This window comes from Ruegeria sp. C11 (genome assembly GCF_056537725.1).
The window spans coordinates 540,011-557,185 of sequence record NZ_JBQFSB010000003.1; the positions used below are offsets into that span (position 1 = coordinate 540,011).

Annotated in this window: 19 protein-coding genes and 1 tRNA gene; 8 read left to right on the forward strand and 12 right to left on the reverse strand. The window is 56.6% G+C overall.

The window, feature by feature from the left end; genetic code table 11:
• Positions 1-55: 55 nt before the first annotated feature.
• The 4 genes from ACR0NA_RS08600 to hmgA are packed head-to-tail and all read right to left on the reverse strand — an operon-like array spanning position 56 to position 4,304.
• Positions 56-1,006, reverse strand: a complete 951-nt coding sequence (locus ACR0NA_RS08600; RefSeq protein ID WP_170651162.1) for an MBL fold metallo-hydrolase — start codon at positions 1,004-1,006, stop codon at positions 56-58.
• A gap of 10 nt (positions 1,007-1,016) precedes the next feature.
• Positions 1,017-2,273 (reverse strand): fumarylacetoacetase, encoded by a 1,257-nt coding sequence (fahA, locus tag ACR0NA_RS08605; RefSeq protein ID WP_480727984.1) that lies wholly within the window; start codon positions 2,271-2,273, stop codon positions 1,017-1,019.
• 44 nt (positions 2,274-2,317) lie between these two features.
• Entirely contained in the window at positions 2,318-2,941 is a 624-nt protein-coding gene (locus tag ACR0NA_RS08610) for a LysE family translocator (protein ID WP_480727988.1), read from the reverse strand.
• A 7-nt stretch (positions 2,942-2,948) separates the two neighbouring features.
• Positions 2,949-4,304: a homogentisate 1,2-dioxygenase gene (hmgA, locus tag ACR0NA_RS08615; RefSeq protein WP_480448480.1), complete on the reverse strand. Its 1,356-nt coding sequence runs from the start codon at positions 4,302-4,304 to the stop codon at positions 2,949-2,951.
• A 57-nt stretch (positions 4,305-4,361) separates the two neighbouring features.
• Here hmgA and ACR0NA_RS08620 point away from each other — a divergent pair, with 57 nt between their 5' ends.
• The gene (locus tag ACR0NA_RS08620) at positions 4,362-4,814 is read left to right on the forward strand and encodes a MarR family transcriptional regulator (protein WP_170651166.1); all 453 of its coding nucleotides are present in this window, start codon (positions 4,362-4,364) and stop codon (positions 4,812-4,814) included.
• Positions 4,815-4,873: 59 nt separating this feature from the next.
• Positions 4,874-6,109, forward strand: coding sequence for an adenylate/guanylate cyclase domain-containing protein (locus ACR0NA_RS08625; RefSeq protein WP_480727992.1), 1,236 nt, complete (start codon positions 4,874-4,876; stop codon positions 6,107-6,109).
• Here the strand turns inward: ACR0NA_RS08625 and ACR0NA_RS08630 are convergent.
• The gene (locus tag ACR0NA_RS08630; protein ID WP_170651168.1) at positions 6,106-6,915 is read right to left on the reverse strand and encodes a division plane positioning ATPase MipZ; all 810 of its coding nucleotides are present in this window, start codon (positions 6,913-6,915) and stop codon (positions 6,106-6,108) included. The genes ACR0NA_RS08625 and ACR0NA_RS08630 overlap by 4 nt on opposite strands.
• A gap of 208 nt (positions 6,916-7,123) precedes the next feature.
• Between ACR0NA_RS08630 and ACR0NA_RS08635 the strand changes: the two genes are divergently transcribed.
• Positions 7,124-7,264: a hypothetical protein gene (locus tag ACR0NA_RS08635; protein ID WP_480727994.1), complete on the forward strand. Its 141-nt coding sequence runs from the start codon at positions 7,124-7,126 to the stop codon at positions 7,262-7,264.
• Positions 7,265-7,460: 196 nt separating this feature from the next.
• Here the strand turns inward: ACR0NA_RS08635 and ACR0NA_RS08640 are convergent, their stop codons facing one another.
• Both ACR0NA_RS08640 and ACR0NA_RS08645 read right to left on the reverse strand, forming a co-directional pair.
• Positions 7,461-8,042, reverse strand: a complete 582-nt coding sequence (locus tag ACR0NA_RS08640) for a PA14 domain-containing protein (protein WP_170651170.1) — start codon at positions 8,040-8,042, stop codon at positions 7,461-7,463.
• A gap of 119 nt (positions 8,043-8,161) precedes the next feature.
• Positions 8,162-8,614: an Lrp/AsnC family transcriptional regulator gene (locus tag ACR0NA_RS08645; RefSeq protein WP_480727996.1), complete on the reverse strand. Its 453-nt coding sequence runs from the start codon at positions 8,612-8,614 to the stop codon at positions 8,162-8,164.
• A 72-nt stretch (positions 8,615-8,686) separates the two neighbouring features.
• Between ACR0NA_RS08645 and ACR0NA_RS08650 the strand changes: the two genes are divergently transcribed.
• Positions 8,687-9,283, forward strand: a complete 597-nt coding sequence (locus ACR0NA_RS08650; protein ID WP_480727999.1) for a LysE family translocator — start codon at positions 8,687-8,689, stop codon at positions 9,281-9,283.
• 1 nt (position 9,284) lies between these two features.
• Here the strand turns inward: ACR0NA_RS08650 and ACR0NA_RS08655 are convergent, their stop codons facing one another.
• Positions 9,285-10,118 (reverse strand): AraC family transcriptional regulator, encoded by an 834-nt coding sequence (locus ACR0NA_RS08655; RefSeq protein ID WP_480728001.1) that lies wholly within the window; start codon positions 10,116-10,118, stop codon positions 9,285-9,287.
• A gap of 124 nt (positions 10,119-10,242) precedes the next feature.
• Between ACR0NA_RS08655 and ACR0NA_RS08660 the strand changes: the two genes are divergently transcribed.
• Positions 10,243-11,205, forward strand: a complete 963-nt coding sequence (locus ACR0NA_RS08660) for an acetyl-CoA carboxylase carboxyltransferase subunit alpha (protein WP_480448472.1) — start codon at positions 10,243-10,245, stop codon at positions 11,203-11,205.
• A 36-nt stretch (positions 11,206-11,241) separates the two neighbouring features.
• On the opposite strand, the gene ACR0NA_RS08665 is transcribed toward ACR0NA_RS08660, so the two are convergent.
• From ACR0NA_RS08665 to ACR0NA_RS08675, 3 genes are all read right to left on the reverse strand, one after another.
• Positions 11,242-12,381, reverse strand: a complete 1,140-nt coding sequence (locus ACR0NA_RS08665) for a lytic murein transglycosylase (protein ID WP_480728004.1) — start codon at positions 12,379-12,381, stop codon at positions 11,242-11,244.
• Positions 12,382-12,514: 133 nt separating this feature from the next.
• Complete coding sequence (locus tag ACR0NA_RS08670) at positions 12,515-13,162, reverse strand: GntR family transcriptional regulator (protein WP_480728006.1); 648 nt, start codon at positions 13,160-13,162, stop codon at positions 12,515-12,517.
• 30 nt (positions 13,163-13,192) lie between these two features.
• Positions 13,193-13,888, reverse strand: coding sequence for a M48 family metallopeptidase (locus ACR0NA_RS08675; RefSeq protein ID WP_480728010.1), 696 nt, complete (start codon positions 13,886-13,888; stop codon positions 13,193-13,195).
• A 100-nt stretch (positions 13,889-13,988) separates the two neighbouring features.
• Between ACR0NA_RS08675 and ACR0NA_RS08680 the strand changes: the two genes are divergently transcribed.
• The 3 genes from ACR0NA_RS08680 to ACR0NA_RS08690 all read left to right on the forward strand — a co-directional run bounded on the left by ACR0NA_RS08680 (position 13,989) and on the right by ACR0NA_RS08690 (position 16,341).
• A complete protein-coding gene (locus tag ACR0NA_RS08680) occupies positions 13,989-14,309 on the forward strand; it encodes a TIGR02300 family protein (protein ID WP_480728014.1) in 321 nt (106 codons plus the stop codon).
• A gap of 147 nt (positions 14,310-14,456) precedes the next feature.
• Positions 14,457-14,532 (forward strand) — tRNA-Ala (locus tag ACR0NA_RS08685).
• 282 nt (positions 14,533-14,814) lie between these two features.
• The gene (locus ACR0NA_RS08690; RefSeq protein WP_480728015.1) at positions 14,815-16,341 is read left to right on the forward strand and encodes a site-specific integrase; all 1,527 of its coding nucleotides are present in this window, start codon (positions 14,815-14,817) and stop codon (positions 16,339-16,341) included.
• Between the two features lie 39 nt (positions 16,342-16,380).
• On the opposite strand, the gene ACR0NA_RS08695 is transcribed toward ACR0NA_RS08690, so the two are convergent.
• Complete coding sequence (locus ACR0NA_RS08695; protein WP_480728019.1) at positions 16,381-17,097, reverse strand: hypothetical protein; 717 nt, start codon at positions 17,095-17,097, stop codon at positions 16,381-16,383.
• Positions 17,098-17,175 lie beyond the last annotated feature (78 nt).

Consider the following 17,175-nt stretch of genomic DNA (forward strand, 5'->3'; position numbering starts at 1 on the left):
CGTTTCATTGTTTCATTCGGGGCAACACGATCTGGATCAAAGTCGCCCCGATTCATCAGCCCTGCAGGGCCTCCCACATTTCCAGATCACGCTGGGCGGTCCAGATGCGGGGTGTGTCTATGCCGCGTGCTTCGTCATAAGCGCGGGCGACGTTGAATGGCAGGCAGTGTTCATAGATCGCGTAATCGGCGAACTTCGGATCACATTCTGCGCGCACGGCATCCCATGCCTCTTTCAGCGATCCACCGCGCGCCGCAACCTTTGCCGCCGGGCGATAGGTGCTTTCAACAAAGTCACGCGTGTTCTCAATGGCGGCGTTGACCATGTCCTTGCCAACCAGCGCATCACCCCGGCCAGGCGCGATCGCATCAACGTCAAACCACTTGATTTCGTCCAGGGTATCGCCCCAGTCATTGAAATGACCGTCGCCGCAATAGCAGGCCGAGTGGTATTCGACGATGTCGCCGGTGAACATCACGTTCTGGTCCGGCACATGGATGACAATGTCCCCTGCCGTATGCGCACGGCCCAAATGCATCAGGTCGACCCGGCGATTACCCAGATAGATAGTCATCGTGTCGCTGAACGTGGTTGTTGGCCAGGTCAGGCCGGGGATACTCTCATGCCCTTCGAACAGGCGAGGAAAGCGCTGGAATTCGCTATCCCAGTCCTCCTGCCCGCGTTCCACGACCATGGCGCGGGCCATGTCGGACATGACGATCTGCTGTGCACCGAAGGCACTGGCACCCAAAACGCGCACCGCGTGATAGTGGGTCAGCGCCACATGAGTGATCGGCTTGTCGGTCACTGAACGCACACACTCGATCACCTTGTTCGCCAGTCGAGGTGTGGCCTGCGCTTCCACAATCATAACGCTGTCATCGCCGATGATGACGCCCGAGTTTGGATCGCCCTCAGCCGTGAAAGCATACAGTCCCTCGCCGACTTCGGTGAAGGATATCTTCTTTTCCGTCATGTCCCCCTGGGACGCAAATGCTTTGGTCATGGTGATTTCCTTATCGTGCGTAGGGGTTTTCAAGTGCAGGCAGAACGGTGCCCGTGCAGTCACCGAAGCCGATTGTATAGCCGTCACCTTTGGCAGCACCTTTCAGGGTCAGCGTATCGCCATCTTCGATGAAGGACCGAGCCTCACCCGTGTCCAGCGTCAACGGCTCCTTGCCCCCCCAGCTGAGTTCCAGCAGCGATCCGCGCTCGGGCTTGGTCGCCCCGGAAATGGTGCCGGACCCCAAAAGGTCGCCTGCATTCATCGGGCAGCCTGACGTCGTATGGTGGGCGAGTTGTTGCGCGGCGGAATAGTACATTTCCCTATAGTTGGTACGCGCAATTGTGGTCGCGTCTTTCCCGTCCGGCGCCATGGTGATTTCAAGGTCGATGTCATAGAGCATCGGACCACAGTCCTTGAGGTGATCCAGCAACTCGAACTCGCGTTCGGGAGTGTCACAGCGAAACGGCTCCAGCGCCGCCTTGGTCACGATCCACGGGCTGATTGAGGTGGCGGTGGCCTTGGCCTGAAAGGGACCAAGAGGTTGGTATTCCCATGCCTGAATATCGCGGGCCGACCAGTCGTTCAGCAGAACGTAGCCAAAGATATTATCATCAGCTTCCTGCACCGATATCGGTCCGTCGGACGGCGTGCCGACAATTGCGCCCATTTCCAGTTCGATGTCGAATCTGCGGCAGGGCAAAAACGCAGGCAGATCATGGTCAGGTGACTTGAGCTGTCCCCAAGGTCGGCGGACATCCGTACCAGAGACGACAACTGACGAAGCACGACCATTATAGCCAATCGGAATATGCAGCCAGTTGGGCGGCAGTGCATTTTCAGGCCCACGGAACATGGTACCGACGTTGAATGCATGGTTCCGGCCTGCATAGAAATCAGTGTATTCGCTGACCGCAAAAGGCATATGCAATTCGGCGTCAGTCATCGGCACAAGCAACGGTTCAACCTTGTCCTGTTCCGGCGAGCCTTCTGAAAGCAATGCGATCAGCCGGTCACGCAGCGCCGCCCAGACGGCAGGACCTTCTTCCATCAACTCGTTCCAGAAGGGCACGTCGAACAGAGGATAATCGGCCAGCGAAATGAGACCTGCGGCCTCTGCCTCGGTAACATCAAGGATCATGTCTCCGATGGCGACACCACAACGTGGATCGGACCCGGCGGTCGAAAAGACGCCATAAGGCAGGTTGTTCAGCGGAAAGGGGTGGTTCGCATCGTTGGCCGAAGCCACCCAGGATTTCATTAACGGCATGTTACGTCCTTAATCAGTCGCGGATATAAGCCCGCTAAATTGGGTTATTGGGCGGAGCGCAGCGATTTCAGCCCTAGAAGCAGGGCCGCCACGATCATGAAGCTGCCACCGATCCAGTCCAGCCACAGCCGTGCGGATCCTTTCAGGCGGCTGGCCAGCCAGCTTGCGCTGCCGCCATAGACCGTCAGGAAAAGCCCGTCGATAGCCAGGTAGGTTGCCGACAGAATTGCGAATTGCGGCCAGAATGGTTGTGCGCCGTTTATGAACAAAGGGAACAACGCGGCAAAGAACACAACAGCCTTGGGGTTCGCAGCAGAGGTTACAAAACCTTGCATCCACAGTGCCTTGCGGCTGGCCAGTTTCGCGGATTGCGAAGTCTTGCTTTCGGCCTTCAGAATTGTGCGGAGGCCAAGAAACACAAGATACGCCACGCCGAGCCACTTGATGACCGCCAACGCCGCACCAGAAGTTGCAATCAGTGCCGCAAGGCCAAGACCTGCTGCCAGCATCTGTAACAGGTTTGCGGTCAGGTCACCGGCTGCTGTGAACAGGCCACGCGGCAACCCGTTAGCAGCCGAATTGGACAGCATCAGCAACTGGCTTGGTCCCGGTGTACTCATCAGCAGCAGGACCGTAGCGACGTATGTGATCCAGATATCAAAGCTCATGATACGCTCATTTCTTGCCCGGAGTTCCGTCGAATTTCTTCTCAAGCGTTGTCCAACAATCGATATAGTCGTCCTGCAGTGGCGCTTCGTTGGCTGCAAACGCGGTCAGATGTTGCGGGAAGCGGGTCTCGAACATGAACGACATCGTGTTTTCCAGCTTGTCCGGTCCAAGGTTCGAATTCGATGCCTTTTCAAAGGCTTCCTTGTCCGGTCCATGTGGCAGCATCATATTGTGCAGGCTCATCCCGCCGGGAACGAAACCCTGCGGTTTGGCATCGTACTGACCATAGATGTTCCCCATCAACTCGGACATGATGTTCTTGTGGTACCATGGCGGGCGGAATGTGTCCTCCATCACCATCCACCTTTCGCGGAACAGCACGAAGTCGATATTGGCGGTTCCCGGTTGCCCCGAAGGTGCGGTCAGCACGGTAAAGATCGACGGATCGGGGTGATCGAACAGGATGGCCCCGACAGGACAATATGTGCGCAGATCGTATTTGCAGGGCGCATAGTTGCCATGCCAGGCAACCACATCCAGCGGGCTGTGCCCAATGCTGGTGGTATGGAACTGTCCGCACCATTTTATGGTGACGGTCGACGGCACTTCGCGGTCCTCGAACGCGGCAACCGGCGTTTTGAAATCTCGCGGATTGGCCATGCAGTTGGCGCCGATTGGGCCCCTGCCCGGTAATTCGAATTTCTGGCCATAGTTTTCACAGACGAATCCACGAGCCGGACCTTCCAGAACTTCGACGCGATAGAGCAGTCCGCGCGGAATAATCGCGATTTCCTTGGGCTCCAGATCAATAATGCCAAGCTCGGTCGCAAAGCGCAGGCGCCCTTCTTGTGGGACAACCAGCAATTCGGAATCGGCCGAATAGAAATAGTCGTCCACCATGGATTCAGTGACGAGATATATGTGGCTGGCCATTCCGACCTGGGTGTTCACGTCACCTGCCGTGGTCATGGTACGCATGCCGGTCAGCCAGGTCAGCGACTCGTCCGAGTGCGCAACCGGGTCCCAGCGGTATTGGCCAAGGCTGATTACGTCAGGATCGACGCAGGGCGCAGATTTCCAATAGGGCAGATCGATCTTTTCGTAGCGGTGCGAGTGCTTGACCGATGGACGAATGCGATAGCACCAGGTCCGTTCAGGATGCGTTGCTGTAAAGGCCGTACCGCTCAGCTGTTCACCATACAGTCCATAGTTACATTTCTGAGGGCTGTTCATGCCCTGCGGCAGAGCACCGGGCAAAGCCTCGGTTTCGAAGTCGTTTCCAAAACCCGGCATATAGCCTTCGTGCGTGCCCACAGGCGTACTGGCCTGGGTCATTTTGTGGGGGTCAGTCGGACGATTCATGGCGCGTTCCTCCGTTTGCTGCTTGTCGAATAATAGTTGATTTTGTAACTAACAAGCATGACACAGCACAAAAAACCTGAAAAAGATGACTTCGATCTGCGAAATTTCCTGCCTTTTCTTCTGAATCAGGCTGCCGAGGAGAGTTCGCTGGAATTCCAGCGCGTCTACAAGAATCGGTATGGAATGTTGCGTACCGAATGGCGCGTCCTTTTTCATCTGGGCAATTATGGTGAAATGACCGCCAAGGAAATTGGCGAGCGCGCCAAGATTCACAAGACCAAAGTCAGCCGTGCGGTTCATAAGCTGGAACAGCGTCGATATCTGTCCCGCACCCGCGATGAAAACGATCGCCGGGTCGAACGATTGGCTCTGACGACCGGCGGTCAGTCGGTCTATCGTGAATTACGGGGGATTGCAGAGCAATATGACGCCAAACTGGCCGCGCATTTCACAAATGGCGAGGCCGCGCTGCTACGCATGATGCTGCGACGATTGGCGGGTATGGATTGACGCACTGGTAAATTCAGGGCGCCAACCCCAGATGACTCTCAGCAGATTTGGAGCCTTACATGACCGCCGCAAATACCATTTCCCCTGAGGCCAATACACTGATCAGCTGGCTGATCGAGCGGGGGCTGGAAGGTGCAGGCCACGAAGAACTTCTTGAGGGGTATTGTACAAGGCTGGTCGAGCTTGGTGTGCCGCTCATGCGGTTTCATTCGGCTCAGACCGCGCTGCATCCGACCTATGGGGGGATTGGATATAGCTGGTATCATGACGAAGGCGGGCATTTCGAAAATTATGAATATACAGAAACACCCAGCGAAAGATGGGTAAACAGCCCGCTATATATATTAATGCAACAAAAGATGGATACACTGCGCGAAAGGCTGGTTGAGCAAAACGAACCCAGCCGGTTCCCATTTTTGAATGAGCTGCGCGAACGCGGAGCCACCGATTATCTCGCCACAGGCCTTGTGTTGGAGAAATGGAATCCGGACAAACCCATCGACCCCAAAAATTCACCCGAAGGTGTCCTGTTGTCTTGGGCCAGCAACGGCGCCGACGGGTTTCGTGACAGCGATCTGGAGTTGATCAGGGCGGCACTGCCGCATCTGGGTTTGGCAATCAAATCGGCGACCAATCGCAAGATGGCCAGTGATCTAATGCGCGTATATCTGGGCCGGGACGCGGGGCGCCGCGTGCTGTCAGGCGAAATCCGCCGGGGATCGCTTCAGCAGATCGATGCGGTGATATGGAACTTCGACCTTGAAGGGTTCACCAGCCTGTCCGAAGAACTGCCGGGCCCTGAAATCATCGAAATGCTCAATGACTATCTGGCCGTCGCCGTCGACGTGGTTCAGGATTGCGATGGCAGCATTCTGAAATTCATGGGCGACGGCCTGATGGCGATGTTCGATGTCGGTGAAATCGACGCCGATGCGCGCGCGGCGCTTGAGGCGGTTGCTCAGTTGCAGGCCCGGATGACCGAAAAGAACGCTGAACGGCAGGCAGTCGGTCTGCCCACGGCAAATTATACGCTGGCCCTGCATGCAGGCGAAATTCTGTATGGAAATATCGGGGCGGAAAACCGTCTTGATTTTACCGTGATTGGCCCAGCGGTAAATCAGGCGGCCCGAATAGCCGGAATGCACAGATCATTGGGGCAGAGGATTTTGCTTTCGGACGACGTGGCGCGTGCCGCACAACCATGCGCGCACGATCTGATTTCGCTTGGCCGTTACATGCTGCGCGGCGTTTCCGAGCCGAAAGAACTGTTCACCGTGTACCGGGGCGGGTCCTAAAAATCGATCTCGACACCCGGCAGGTTCAGTTCCTTCATCATGTCGCGCAATTCCTGCCGGGCCGCGATGTTCGAGATATTCAGCTGCTTGACGCCGATGTCCTTGAGATCCAGCAGTGTCAGACCGCGCGGGAACAACTCGCGAAAGATCACCCGCTCGGAAAAGCCCGAGGCGACACGGAAGCCGATTCGCTGGGACAGCATCTCGATGGCGCGCTGCATCTTTTCCTTGTTGACCATCCGCTGCGTGCCGACCCGGTTTCGCACGACAACCCAATCGAGGGGTTTCAGCCCTGCCTGCGCCCGAAGCTGACGCGCGTTCCAGACCATTTCGGAATAGACGGACGGGCCGAGAATTTTTTCGCCCTGGGTGTCGATCCGAGCCAGCAGATCAAAGTCGATGAAGCTGTCATTGAGTGGCGTGATCAGCGTATCGGCCAATGAATGCGCCACCTGGCTGAGCCGGGTATGAGACCCCGGACAGTCGATCAGTATGAAATCGCTGTCACTTTCCAGCTCGGCAACGGCTGCAGACAACCGGTGGTCATAGATGTTTTCGCCGGGTTTCAGAACCGAGGCGTCGATTTCCGGCAGGTCGTGGTGTCGGGGGCTGGGCAGCCGAAGCTCGGACCCGTTGATATAGCCCTTGCGGTTCTCGAAATAGCGACCAAGGCTGCGTTGGCGCAAATCCAGATCCAGCGAACTGACCTTATGACCTAATCTGGCCAGCGCCGTGGCCACATGCATGGATACCGTAGACTTGCCTGCGCCGCCCTTTTCGTTCCCCACTACGATGATATGTGCCATGCCTGTATTCCCGGTTTGTCACGCTTTTGACCACGCGTTGTTGGTCGACACTATATGTTGTGTGGGCATCGAAGGAAAGAACCTACATGCGTTTACCGGGCATATTGAGGCTCAAAAGTGCAGCGATTGCCTCGCGGTTTTCTTTCCCCTGCCCGGCACGTCCCGAATTTCTGCTGCTGAATCACTCTTTTGTGGTACGCGAGGGCCAATGCAGGAGCGAGTGGAACACGTCTTTCTCAATGCCCTGAATATCGTCCTGCCAGCACTGATCCGTGCCGGGATGGGATACTGGCTGGCAAATATCGACGCCCCGGCTGACGACAAACTCATCAGAAGACCCGTTGCGTGAGTCGGCTGCCCGACCCTGATCCTAGCGTATCTGGCCACAACCACGATCGGGGTATGGACCTTCTGTTACATGATGACCGGAGCGGCGAGTCTTATTAAACGATGATACCAACATCGTTGTCGTCGGAACGTATCCTGCGTGCAGCCTATGGGCTGTCAAAAGAAAACGGGACCTGAAGCCCCGTTTTCAAACCTTTTCAGTGTCCAAACACGTTGTTTGGTACCCATTTCATCTTTTCGCCCTGCTTGCCCCATTTCATCATCAGACAGGCAGTGCTGTATTTCTGAAAGTACACGATGTTCAGATCATACCATCCGGCCTCTGGTACTTCGACCTCGACGCGCTGGTTGGCCTCGCATGGCTGGCGCGCCGAAAAATAGCCGACCTGCTGACCGCCGATCCGGGCGTCGATCCCGTCATTGGACCAGGTTTCCAGCTCGTAGATTCCGGGCGCATCGAACCGGATATATCCTTTGATATCGGCTGCAACGTTCATCGCCTTGTCAAACGTCAGAACTGGGTCGCCTTCGGATGTGTCCCGATAATCCAAACCCCGCAACGCGCGGCCGGGTTTGGCGCTGGATACCATCTGCTTGGCCATGTCGATCGATTGAATCTTGGACGGCGGATCGCCGCCCCAGGCATATTTCACCGCAAGTCCGGCTTTTGGGCTCGAAGGCTGCGGACTGGCCGGTTTTAGCTTGATAGGCGCGGCCGAGAGCGCCGAGGCCAGCGTCAACCCAAATACCGCAACCATTCCTGTTAAGAATGATTTCATACTCATCTCCCGTGCTGTTAGTTTGCCGACCCTCGCCGATCTGATGCAAACGAACTCATCCATGAGCCTAGGCGGCAATTTTTCGTGCGACAACCCCGCTCGGCATCACTTTTGTCGACTCAGGCCCGCATGTCCTTGGGCGAGCCCATGACAACATAAGATGTGATGGATGTGACATGGGGCAATGTCCCGAGAACTTCGGTATGAAATGTCTTGTATGAAGGAAGGTCTGCACATTCCACTCGCAGTAGATATTCGATGGTTCCGGTAATGTTGTGACACTCCACCACTTCCGGTGCCTGTTGCAGCGCCTTTTCGAACCCTTCCTGCGCGGCCTTTGTATGCTCTCCCAGCCCGACACCGATATAGGCCACAAAGCCCAGCCCCAGCGCAGCGGGGTTCAGCACGGCACGATAGCCCGCAATGATACCCAGCCGCTCCAGTTCCTGCACGCGACGAAGGCAGGCCGAAGGAGAAAGCCCCACACGCTCGGCCAGTTCCAGATTGCTGATGCGCCCATCCCGCGAGAGCTCACGCAATATTCGGCGATTTATTTCGTCCAGTTTGGTCATTTATTGCAGAATTTATTGAAGCACACACAAAAACGCAATTTCATTTGCCGTGAACGCAGCAATTATCGGCGTATGACCTACGATATCCTGTTTGCCCTTGTGGTATTTGCCTTCGTCTCATCCATCACGCCGGGGCCGAACAACCTGATGCTGATGGCCTCGGGCGCCAATTTCGGCTTTCGGCGCACGATCCCGCACATGTTGGGTATCGGGCTGGGATTTACTTTCATGGTGCTTCTGGTTGGCGCAGGGTTGGTACAGGTCTTTGAAAGATTTCCGGTCAGCTATACCGTGCTGAAGATCGCGTCTGTGGTTTATCTGCTGTATCTCGCCTGGAAGATTGCCCATGCCGCGCCGGCAACTGGTCAGGACGCATCGGGCAGGCCAATGAGCTTTCTACAGGCCGCCGCGTTTCAATGGGTGAACCCAAAGGCCTGGGCGATGGCGCTGACCGCAACAACCGCATACGCGCCGGGCCAGACGCTGAACGCAATAATTGTTGTCGCCCTTGTATTCGGTGCGATCAACCTGCCTTCGGTCAGTACCTGGACGGTACTGGGGCAGCAGATGGCGCGAATTCTGACAAACCCGCGCCGTCTGGTGGCTTTTAACTGGACCATGGCCGGACTGCTTGTTGCCTCGCTCTATCCGGTTCTCTGGCCGCAATGAATTAGCGGAGCGGCAGACAGATCTCGGTCAGCAACTCCTCAGGCGGCGTTTCCCGCGGATTGTTCAGGTAGATTTCATAGCAAGGCTGATCAGCGGGCTCTTCGCCCGATTGCGGCAACCAGTTACCAAACAGGCTGTGATAGGCCGCATGGATGCCGGAATACGGCCCCTTGTAGGTCAGAACAGCGGTCTTGCCACCGGGTATCTGCCACTCTTCCATACCATCGGGAATATCCGCGCCCCGGAATTCAGCACCTGCAAAACTGCGCAATTGATCCTGCGGAACGTCCTCGGGGCTGTCCAGATACAGGGCCAGCATGGGTCCGACATGCGGCCAGAGCTGGCGGGATTCGCACAACGCTCCGAACGCTTCAAAGCTCTTGCCGATCTTGGCATAGTCGCCCTTGTGCGGCAGCGCAGCCACGCGGCGGGCGGGTTCATTTCGGGTGGTCACAGGGTGCATGGGATATCCTCCGGTTTTAAAGTTTGGATGAGCCGGCAGAAACTGCCCCGCCTTTCTGAATGCAGCGGGGCTGCTGCCGTAAGCCTCGGAAAAGGCCCGTGCAAAGGATTTCAGGTTCGGATATCCGACGTCGGCCGCAATCTGCGAGACCGGCGTTTCGGATTGTACCAGCCACGTAGCGGCGCGATGCAAACGCAAGCGACGAACAGCCTGTGCGCATGTCTCGCCCGTGATCGCGCGAAATACGCGATGCCAATGAAACCGCGACATCGCCGCCACATCCGCCAGAGCGTCCAGCGACAGATCATCTGCCGGGTGGCTGTGGATATGGGCAAGCACGCGCAACACACGATCTTCGTAACTGGTTGCCATGGTGGGCTTTCCTCTTTCACTTCGCTCCATTGAGGATGCATATTCCATTGCCACAAATCTTGCTGAGTTGCATCCTGAGCGACCTGAGGTCATATAGCAGGGAACTTTCGCGTTAAGAGGCGTCATGACTCAGTATCTGGATTTCGAAAAACCCCTGGCCGAGATCGAAGGCAAGGCCGAGGAATTGCGCGCGCTGGCGCGTGCCAACGAAGAGATGGACGTGACCGAAGAAGCGGCAGCGCTTGATGCAAAAGCGGCCAAGCTTCTGGACGAGTTGTACGATGACCTCACCCCATGGCGGAAATGCCAGGTGGCACGCCATCCCGAACGGCCCCATTGCAAAGACTATATCGAGGAACTGTTTTCCGAATTCACTCCGCTAGCCGGTGACAGGAACTTTGCTGACGATCTGGCCGTCATTGGTGGGTTGGCCCGTTTCAACGATCAGCCGGTAATGGTGATCGGTCACGAAAAGGGTTCTGACACGAAATCGCGGATCGAACGGAATTTCGGCATGGCCCGGCCCGAAGGGTATCGCAAGGCCGTGCGCCTGATGGAAATGGCGGGCCGGTTCGGCCTGCCGGTGATCACCCTGATCGACACTGCTGGCGCCTATCCCGGCAAAGGTGCCGAAGAGCGCGGGCAATCCGAAGCCATCGCGCGCTCGACCGAGATGTGTCTGAAAATCGGTGTACCTCTGGTTTCGGTCATCATCGGCGAAGGCGGGTCAGGTGGCGCGGTTGCGTTTGCGACCGCCAACCGCGTCGCGATGCTGGAACATTCGATCTATTCGGTGATTTCACCCGAAGGCTGCGCCTCGATCCTCTGGAAAGATTCCGAAAAGATGCGCGAAGCTGCCGAGGCGCTGCGCCTGACAGCGCAGGACCTGAACAAACTCGGGGTTTGTGACCGGATCATTGCTGAACCCAAAGGCGGTGCGCACCGTGATCGTCCGGCAACCGTCGAAGCCGTCAGCGAAGCGATTTCCGCAATGCTGGAGGAGTTGAGCGGAAAAGACGCTGCAGCCCTGATTCAGGATCGCAGGCAGAAATTCCTTGATATCGGTTCCAAAGGACTGGCCGCTTAACTGCGCGGCCAGCCCTGTACCCGGTAGATTAGACCTTCAGCCGCCTAGGCGGCGCAGCAGGTCCACCGAAGGCTCACCCGTAACCGTCAGGCCGTTGGCACTTTGATATTCGCTGATGGCGGCCTTGGTGTTGGACCCGACCACCCCGTCTGCGCCTTGCGTGTCGTATCCTGCAGCCGTCAGACGTCTTTGCAGGTCCTTGCGGTCATCCAGCGTCAACCCGGTCGCGTCCGGGCCGAAAGAAGCCTGAAACGGTGCGCCGCCCGCGATGCGGTCTGACAGGTGCCCTACCCCGATCGCATAGCTGTCCGAGTTGTTGTACCGTTTCAGAACCTGGAAATTACGAAACACGGCAATTCTGGGTCCTGGAACCTGCGGTTGCAGAACCGCAACCGGCGTGCCGGAATTCGCAGCGGCCGAACCGACCTCACCTCCCCAAGGCTGCCCCCGGACCCAACCCGCGCGGGCCAGATAGGCGGCGGTGGAGGCCAGCGAATCCGTCGGATCATCCGACCAGATATCGCGACGGCCATCGCCGGTGAAATCCACGGCATAGGCCAGATATGACGTCGGAATGAACTGCGTATGCCCCATGGCACCGGCCCAGCTACCGGTCATGTTCGCAGGCGTCGTATCACCGTTCTGCAGGATCTTCATCGCGGCCACCAACTGGCTTTCAAAGAAAGCTCCACGACGCCCGTCATAGGCCAGCGTCGAGAGCGCCGAAACCACCGGAACATCCCCACGTCGCTCGCCGTACCGGCTTTCCAGCCCCCAGACGGCAACCACGACTTCCTTGTCTACGCCATATTGCGCCTCGATGCGCGACAACGTGGACCCGTGGCGTTGAAGCATCTGCCTGCCAGTGCTTATTCTTTCATCCGAAGCGGCAATGGCCAGATAATCCTCAAGCGAGCGCTTGAATTCGGTCTGGTTGCGATCGCGCTCGATCACGCCGGGCAGATATCCCGCCCCCTGAAAGGCGCGGTCTATGGTCGTTTGCGAGATACCCTGTGCCGACGCGCGCCCTTTGAAGCCCGCGACCCAGGCATCCCACCCGGCATTTGGCACCGCCTTCATCCGACTGCTTGACGTATTTTGCGTCACGCCGCCGCCGGAACAGGCCGCCAGCATCGTTGACCCAAGCCCAAGTGAGAATATTCGACGATTGATCATGACTGAAATCTGCTCTTGTTTTGATTTGTGTTCAGATTAGCGAACTCGCCGGCATCGTACCACCAAACATGGCGCGTGAATTGCTTTCGAAATCATCACGCGATCCGCACTGGGAAATTCGGCAAAAAGCCGCTCAGGCCACAAGCAGACGAAGGCCCTGCGTGACGTCCGAGCGGACCGCCAGGCGAAGACCCGGCTCGTCCCCGGCCTTCAGGGCGGATATGATCAGCCTGTGAAAATGCGGCGGTTCGGTCCGGCGCAACCGACCATAGAGGGCGCGCATGGTTGGCCCAAGCTGCAGCCATACGGTCTCTGCCATGGCCAGCATGGCCGGTGCCTGCGCTCGCAGATACAGCGTGCGATGAAATTCCAGATTGGCGCGGATATACCCGACTGCATCCCGTTTGGTCACCATTTCCGCCACGGACATGTTGATGGTCTGCAACCGATCGATCAGCGCCATATGGGCACGCGGTAGCGCGCGGCTGGCCAATTCCACCTCAAGCAGCGCCCGCAAGGCAGCCAGCTCTTCGATACGGTCATTGCTCAGCTCAGGTGTTGAAACCCGTCCCGATGTCGACAACGAAAGCGCACCTTCCGCCGCCAGCCTGCGGACTGTCTCGCGCGCCGGAGTCATGGATACGCCAAATTCCTTGCCAATGCCTCGTAGAGTCAAAGCCTGACCCGGTGGAATTTCCCCATGCATGATCCGCGACCGCAATGCGCGGTAGACACGATCATGAGTGGCTGATTGGGAGTCTGTGGAGCGTGTGGACAACATGGCCCCATGTGATCACAAAATTCGGCGACGTCAACTCGCGTCGATATCGAACCGGTACCGGTGCAGTTCCGCGCCATTGTCCCGCAGCCAGCGGCGAGGCACCTCGTACGGCCCGAATAGGCGTTCGACCTGTGCCCAGAAAGCCGGGGAATGATTCATTTCGGCCAGATGCGCGACCTCATGCGCCGCAACATAATGCAGCACTTCGGACGGAGCCAGGATGAGGCGCCAGGAATACATGAGCCCCCCATCCGAACTGCACGACCCCCATCTGGACCGGGTGTCGCGCAAGGTGAGGCGCGAGTATGACCGCCCAAGCATAGCGGCATAGTCATCGCTGGCTTCAGTCAGGCGCTCGCGGGCAAGTTCCTTGAGGAACCGGGCAAGCCTGCGGGCCTCGGACCCGGACGGGACAGCAACTTCCCCCGGACGCAGTTCAATTCTGCGCCCAGTTGCACCAACGATTCGCCGCAGCCGCCCCTCAATCGGAATCTCTTCGCCAGGTCGTACAACGGAATGCTCTGGTCTGGCCTGCAGATGCCCCCGAATCCAATCCTCCTTGACCCGCGCGAAATCCAGCGCCTCGGTTTCGGGAACTCCGGGTGGCAAGGTCAGCGTAACCCGACCATCCAGCTGAGAAATCCTCAGGCTGATCCGTCGCGCACGCGCCGATCTGCGCAATGTCAGGGGCACTGGCGGATGCCCTGGCAACGCATGTCGCCCCATGGCACGATCTCCTCTGCTCAAAGGCTTTGACAGCCCCTGCCGCATGTGGCAGGTGAGCTGAATCATTTATACGACTCACCTGATATCAAGGGGATTTGAGATGCCCAAGGAAGAATGGGGTGTAAAGCGCGTTTGTCCGACAACAGGCAAACGGTTTTATGACCTGAACAAGGACCCGATCGTTAGCCCCTATACCGGCGAGATCGTGGAACTGGAAACCGGCAAAAGCCGGATGATTGCCGCGGACGCCGAAGACGCCGCATCGGCCAAGGCACGTGAGAACACCTCGGATGAGGATCTGGTTCTCGACGATGATGACACTTCGGATGTCGATATCGACGACGACATTCTCGAGGATGACGACGACGATAACGTTTCGCTGGACGACATCACGGATATGTCCTCCGAGGACGAATCCTGATACATTTCGGAGGCGGCGGATACTGCGCCGCCTCTGAATCTCCGGCTGGGTTTCGGCCGACAAATTTTTACCGGACTCTGTTTTTTGGGCTTGCACTTGGGTGCTTCGTCTCATAAACGTCCGTCCACCGCGAAGCGGTACCTATTTGGGGCCTTAGCTCAGTTGGGAGAGCGCTTGCATGGCATGCAAGAGGTCAGGGGTTCGACTCCCCTAGGCTCCACCAAAACCTAACAGAACAACTAGATAGCAAGCATTTGAGCGGTGTGACACACAGGTGTGACACAAAATGAAGCTGCATGCGTATCTCTCACTGTCCAGACATGGCATCTACTACTTTCGTTGGCCCCTACCCGACACACGACCAAAACCCCACACCAGACCAAACACCACACCTAGGACCCTTCGGGTGTCATTGCGTACGAGATGCCCTAAAGAGGCTGGTACTCTGGCACGGCGTCTTGCAGTGTGCGGCGACACAATAACCAAGCACATAGAACAATCGGGCATGAACTACGGCGAACTTCGCACAAAGGTGCATGGGCATTTCAAGAGAGTACTAGAAAGGGCAAAGGCGCGCAGGGACGAACTCGGCCCATACACCGAGGGTGAAAAAGAGCGCATGATTGATACCCTCCAATACTATGAGATGGACAACGAAGACTACTGGGACTTGATGGGCAAGGAATACGCCACGCGGGAATACCAAAATTTCTGCAATGCAACTGACGTAGCCCAAGCCCAGCCTGTCGAGACAAGGTGGGCCATCCTTGATGAAATCCGAAAAGCACAAGCCAGTTTCTACAAGGCTCTGCTGGAACACGATAAGACGTTCGAGAGCTACTATTTCAGCACGAAGCCCAGCGCGGCTGTAAGCACCCCCAAAAGCGCCCAAGCCAGTTCCAGCAACGTCCCAGTCACAGTTTCAAAGAAGCCCCCTGAGGCGCTTTCTGGCCCGCTACTGTCCGTCCTGTTTGCCGAGAAAAAAGCTGAGGCGGAACAGATAGACGGGTGGTCAGCCAAACTGTTGAACGACTATCAGGCTTGGATAGGCCTATTCATCGTATTGCAAGGCGACCGTCCTATTCTCGACTACAAAAAGGCTGACGCGCGCGACTTTAAAAACGTGCTGCTTGAGCTACCCAAAAACAGGAACAAACTGCCGCAAACGATTGGCCTATCTCCTAGAGACGCCATACAAGCCGCCAAAGACCACGGGTTGCCAAGGCTATCAATAAGTACGGTCAACAAGGCCTTGGGAAGGCTACAAGGGATATGGAAGTGGGCCGACAAACAGTTGGACGAAGAGGTTACAGACATCTTTGGGCCGATGAAGATAGCTGACAACAACAACGCCAGAAACCAACACGACCCGTTCAGCAAAGAGCAACTGCAAACCATCCTCAACAGCCCCCTATACACAGGGTGCAAATCAAGGCGGTTCCGCACAGCGCCGGGAGATACAGACCTGAGCGATACCAGTTGGTATTGGCTTCCGCTGCTCGGTCTATGGACTGGCGCACGACTGAACGAGTTGTGCCAATTGAGCGTTGAAGACATCGACCAAGAAGAGGGCATACCCCTAATTCGGGTCCAAGAGGGCGACGAATACCAACGCGTCAAGTTCGGCAAAAGCAGACTTGTACCCATACACCCCGAGTTAGTCCGACTTGGCTTCCTCCGCTTCGTAGAGGCTCAACGACAGGCAGGCCACGAGCGGATATTCCATGAACTAAAGCTGGGAGCGACGGGCTACTACTCCGATCAGGCCAGCAAAGACTTTAACCGTTACATCGACCGAATTGGCGTGAAGACGGTCAAGACCTCCTTCCACTCTTTCCGCCATAACTTCAAAGATGCTTGCCGTCATGCTGGTGTACAGCCTGACATCAATGACATCCTCTTGGGTCATGCCCTGCCCGGTATGGCTGGACGATATGGCGATGGCAACGTACCTGTGCCGGTGTTGTATGAGGCAATCTGCAAAATGACTTACAGTGAGTTAGAATTTTCGCAGATCACGGTTCATCCATGATGCTAGGCGGAAAGCTGGTCTTGACGAAGTTTATCGAAGTTACACCAACTGTTGACGCATGCGTCGCCATTTCTGCCCAAAGGCTCCACCCTTGGTCGATCGCGCAGCCACAAACTCTGAAATGTCTACGTTCAAACACGCAAGGTAATGGGAGATTTCAACAAAAGCATGAACGGGTTTACTGCTAGCTGAGCTTCCCAAAGCAGCGTTTTTGGACGCCTTGACCCTCAAATCGGTGATCAAGTTACCGAGGCTGTCACTTCGCCGTATCGGGAACCATACTGCATGTTTGTGTTGATAGTTTATGTCGTTTCTCATGGCGGATATCCACGAGCCCGAGCCTGCGGCGGAACCGCTAATTGCCAGCTTTACCTCCTCACTCCCAGAAACCAAATTCTGAGCATCTACTGCACCGGACGCCACAGCAGCGTTCGCGCGATCGTCCAAAAACTGACAAAAGCTCTTCCAGAATGCCTCATGAACGCCTCCACCTGCACCATGGGGTGAAAAGGTCATACGCGGGCTATTTCGGACTGATAAATCCAAGCTGTAAATATACATACCGGGCGTCAAACTGCCGCCACCCACTCCTATTAGGGACAGGAACTGGTTTATCTTGTTAACGTGGTTCCTCTCGATCTTTACCACCCCAGTTCCTTGAGAGCGCATAACAGCGTGGGCCGCAAAAAATGCGGAATAGTAGAGTTTGAGCAGCGGCCAACTCGCTAACCTGTGTCCGGTATTGATCAGCCCCACTTGTGTGGTCCAATTTGATTGTTAGTGTATGACTGGCCTTTGGTCCATTTGAACGATGGTTTCCGGGGCCGGCGGTTT

Excerpts from the sequence above, each read along its gene's own strand:
- ACR0NA_RS08600 (WP_170651162.1), bottom strand. The coding sequence starts at position 1,006 with ATGACCAAAGCATTTGCGTCCCAGGGGGACATGACGGAAAAGAAGATA.
- fahA (WP_480727984.1), bottom strand. The coding sequence starts at position 2,273 with ATGCCGTTAATGAAATCCTGGGTGGCTTCGGCCAACGATGCGAACCAC.
- ACR0NA_RS08610 (WP_480727988.1), bottom strand. The coding sequence starts at position 2,941 with ATGAGCTTTGATATCTGGATCACATACGTCGCTACGGTCCTGCTGCTG.
- hmgA (WP_480448480.1), bottom strand. The coding sequence starts at position 4,304 with ATGAATCGTCCGACTGACCCCCACAAAATGACCCAGGCCAGTACGCCT.
- ACR0NA_RS08620 (WP_170651166.1), top strand. The coding sequence starts at position 4,362 with ATGACACAGCACAAAAAACCTGAAAAAGATGACTTCGATCTGCGAAAT.
- ACR0NA_RS08625 (WP_480727992.1), top strand. The coding sequence starts at position 4,874 with ATGACCGCCGCAAATACCATTTCCCCTGAGGCCAATACACTGATCAGC.
- ACR0NA_RS08630 (WP_170651168.1), bottom strand. The coding sequence starts at position 6,915 with ATGGCACATATCATCGTAGTGGGGAACGAAAAGGGCGGCGCAGGCAAG.
- ACR0NA_RS08635 (WP_480727994.1), top strand. The coding sequence starts at position 7,124 with ATGCAGGAGCGAGTGGAACACGTCTTTCTCAATGCCCTGAATATCGTC.
- ACR0NA_RS08640 (WP_170651170.1), bottom strand. The coding sequence starts at position 8,042 with ATGAAATCATTCTTAACAGGAATGGTTGCGGTATTTGGGTTGACGCTG.
- ACR0NA_RS08645 (WP_480727996.1), bottom strand. The coding sequence starts at position 8,614 with ATGACCAAACTGGACGAAATAAATCGCCGAATATTGCGTGAGCTCTCG.
- ACR0NA_RS08650 (WP_480727999.1), top strand. The coding sequence starts at position 8,687 with ATGACCTACGATATCCTGTTTGCCCTTGTGGTATTTGCCTTCGTCTCA.
- ACR0NA_RS08655 (WP_480728001.1), bottom strand. The coding sequence starts at position 10,118 with ATGGCAACCAGTTACGAAGATCGTGTGTTGCGCGTGCTTGCCCATATC.
- ACR0NA_RS08660 (WP_480448472.1), top strand. The coding sequence starts at position 10,243 with ATGACTCAGTATCTGGATTTCGAAAAACCCCTGGCCGAGATCGAAGGC.
- ACR0NA_RS08665 (WP_480728004.1), bottom strand. The coding sequence starts at position 12,381 with ATGATCAATCGTCGAATATTCTCACTTGGGCTTGGGTCAACGATGCTG.
- ACR0NA_RS08670 (WP_480728006.1), bottom strand. The coding sequence starts at position 13,162 with ATGTTGTCCACACGCTCCACAGACTCCCAATCAGCCACTCATGATCGT.
- ACR0NA_RS08675 (WP_480728010.1), bottom strand. The coding sequence starts at position 13,888 with ATGGGGCGACATGCGTTGCCAGGGCATCCGCCAGTGCCCCTGACATTG.
- ACR0NA_RS08680 (WP_480728014.1), top strand. The coding sequence starts at position 13,989 with ATGCCCAAGGAAGAATGGGGTGTAAAGCGCGTTTGTCCGACAACAGGC.
- ACR0NA_RS08690 (WP_480728015.1), top strand. The coding sequence starts at position 14,815 with ATGAACTACGGCGAACTTCGCACAAAGGTGCATGGGCATTTCAAGAGA.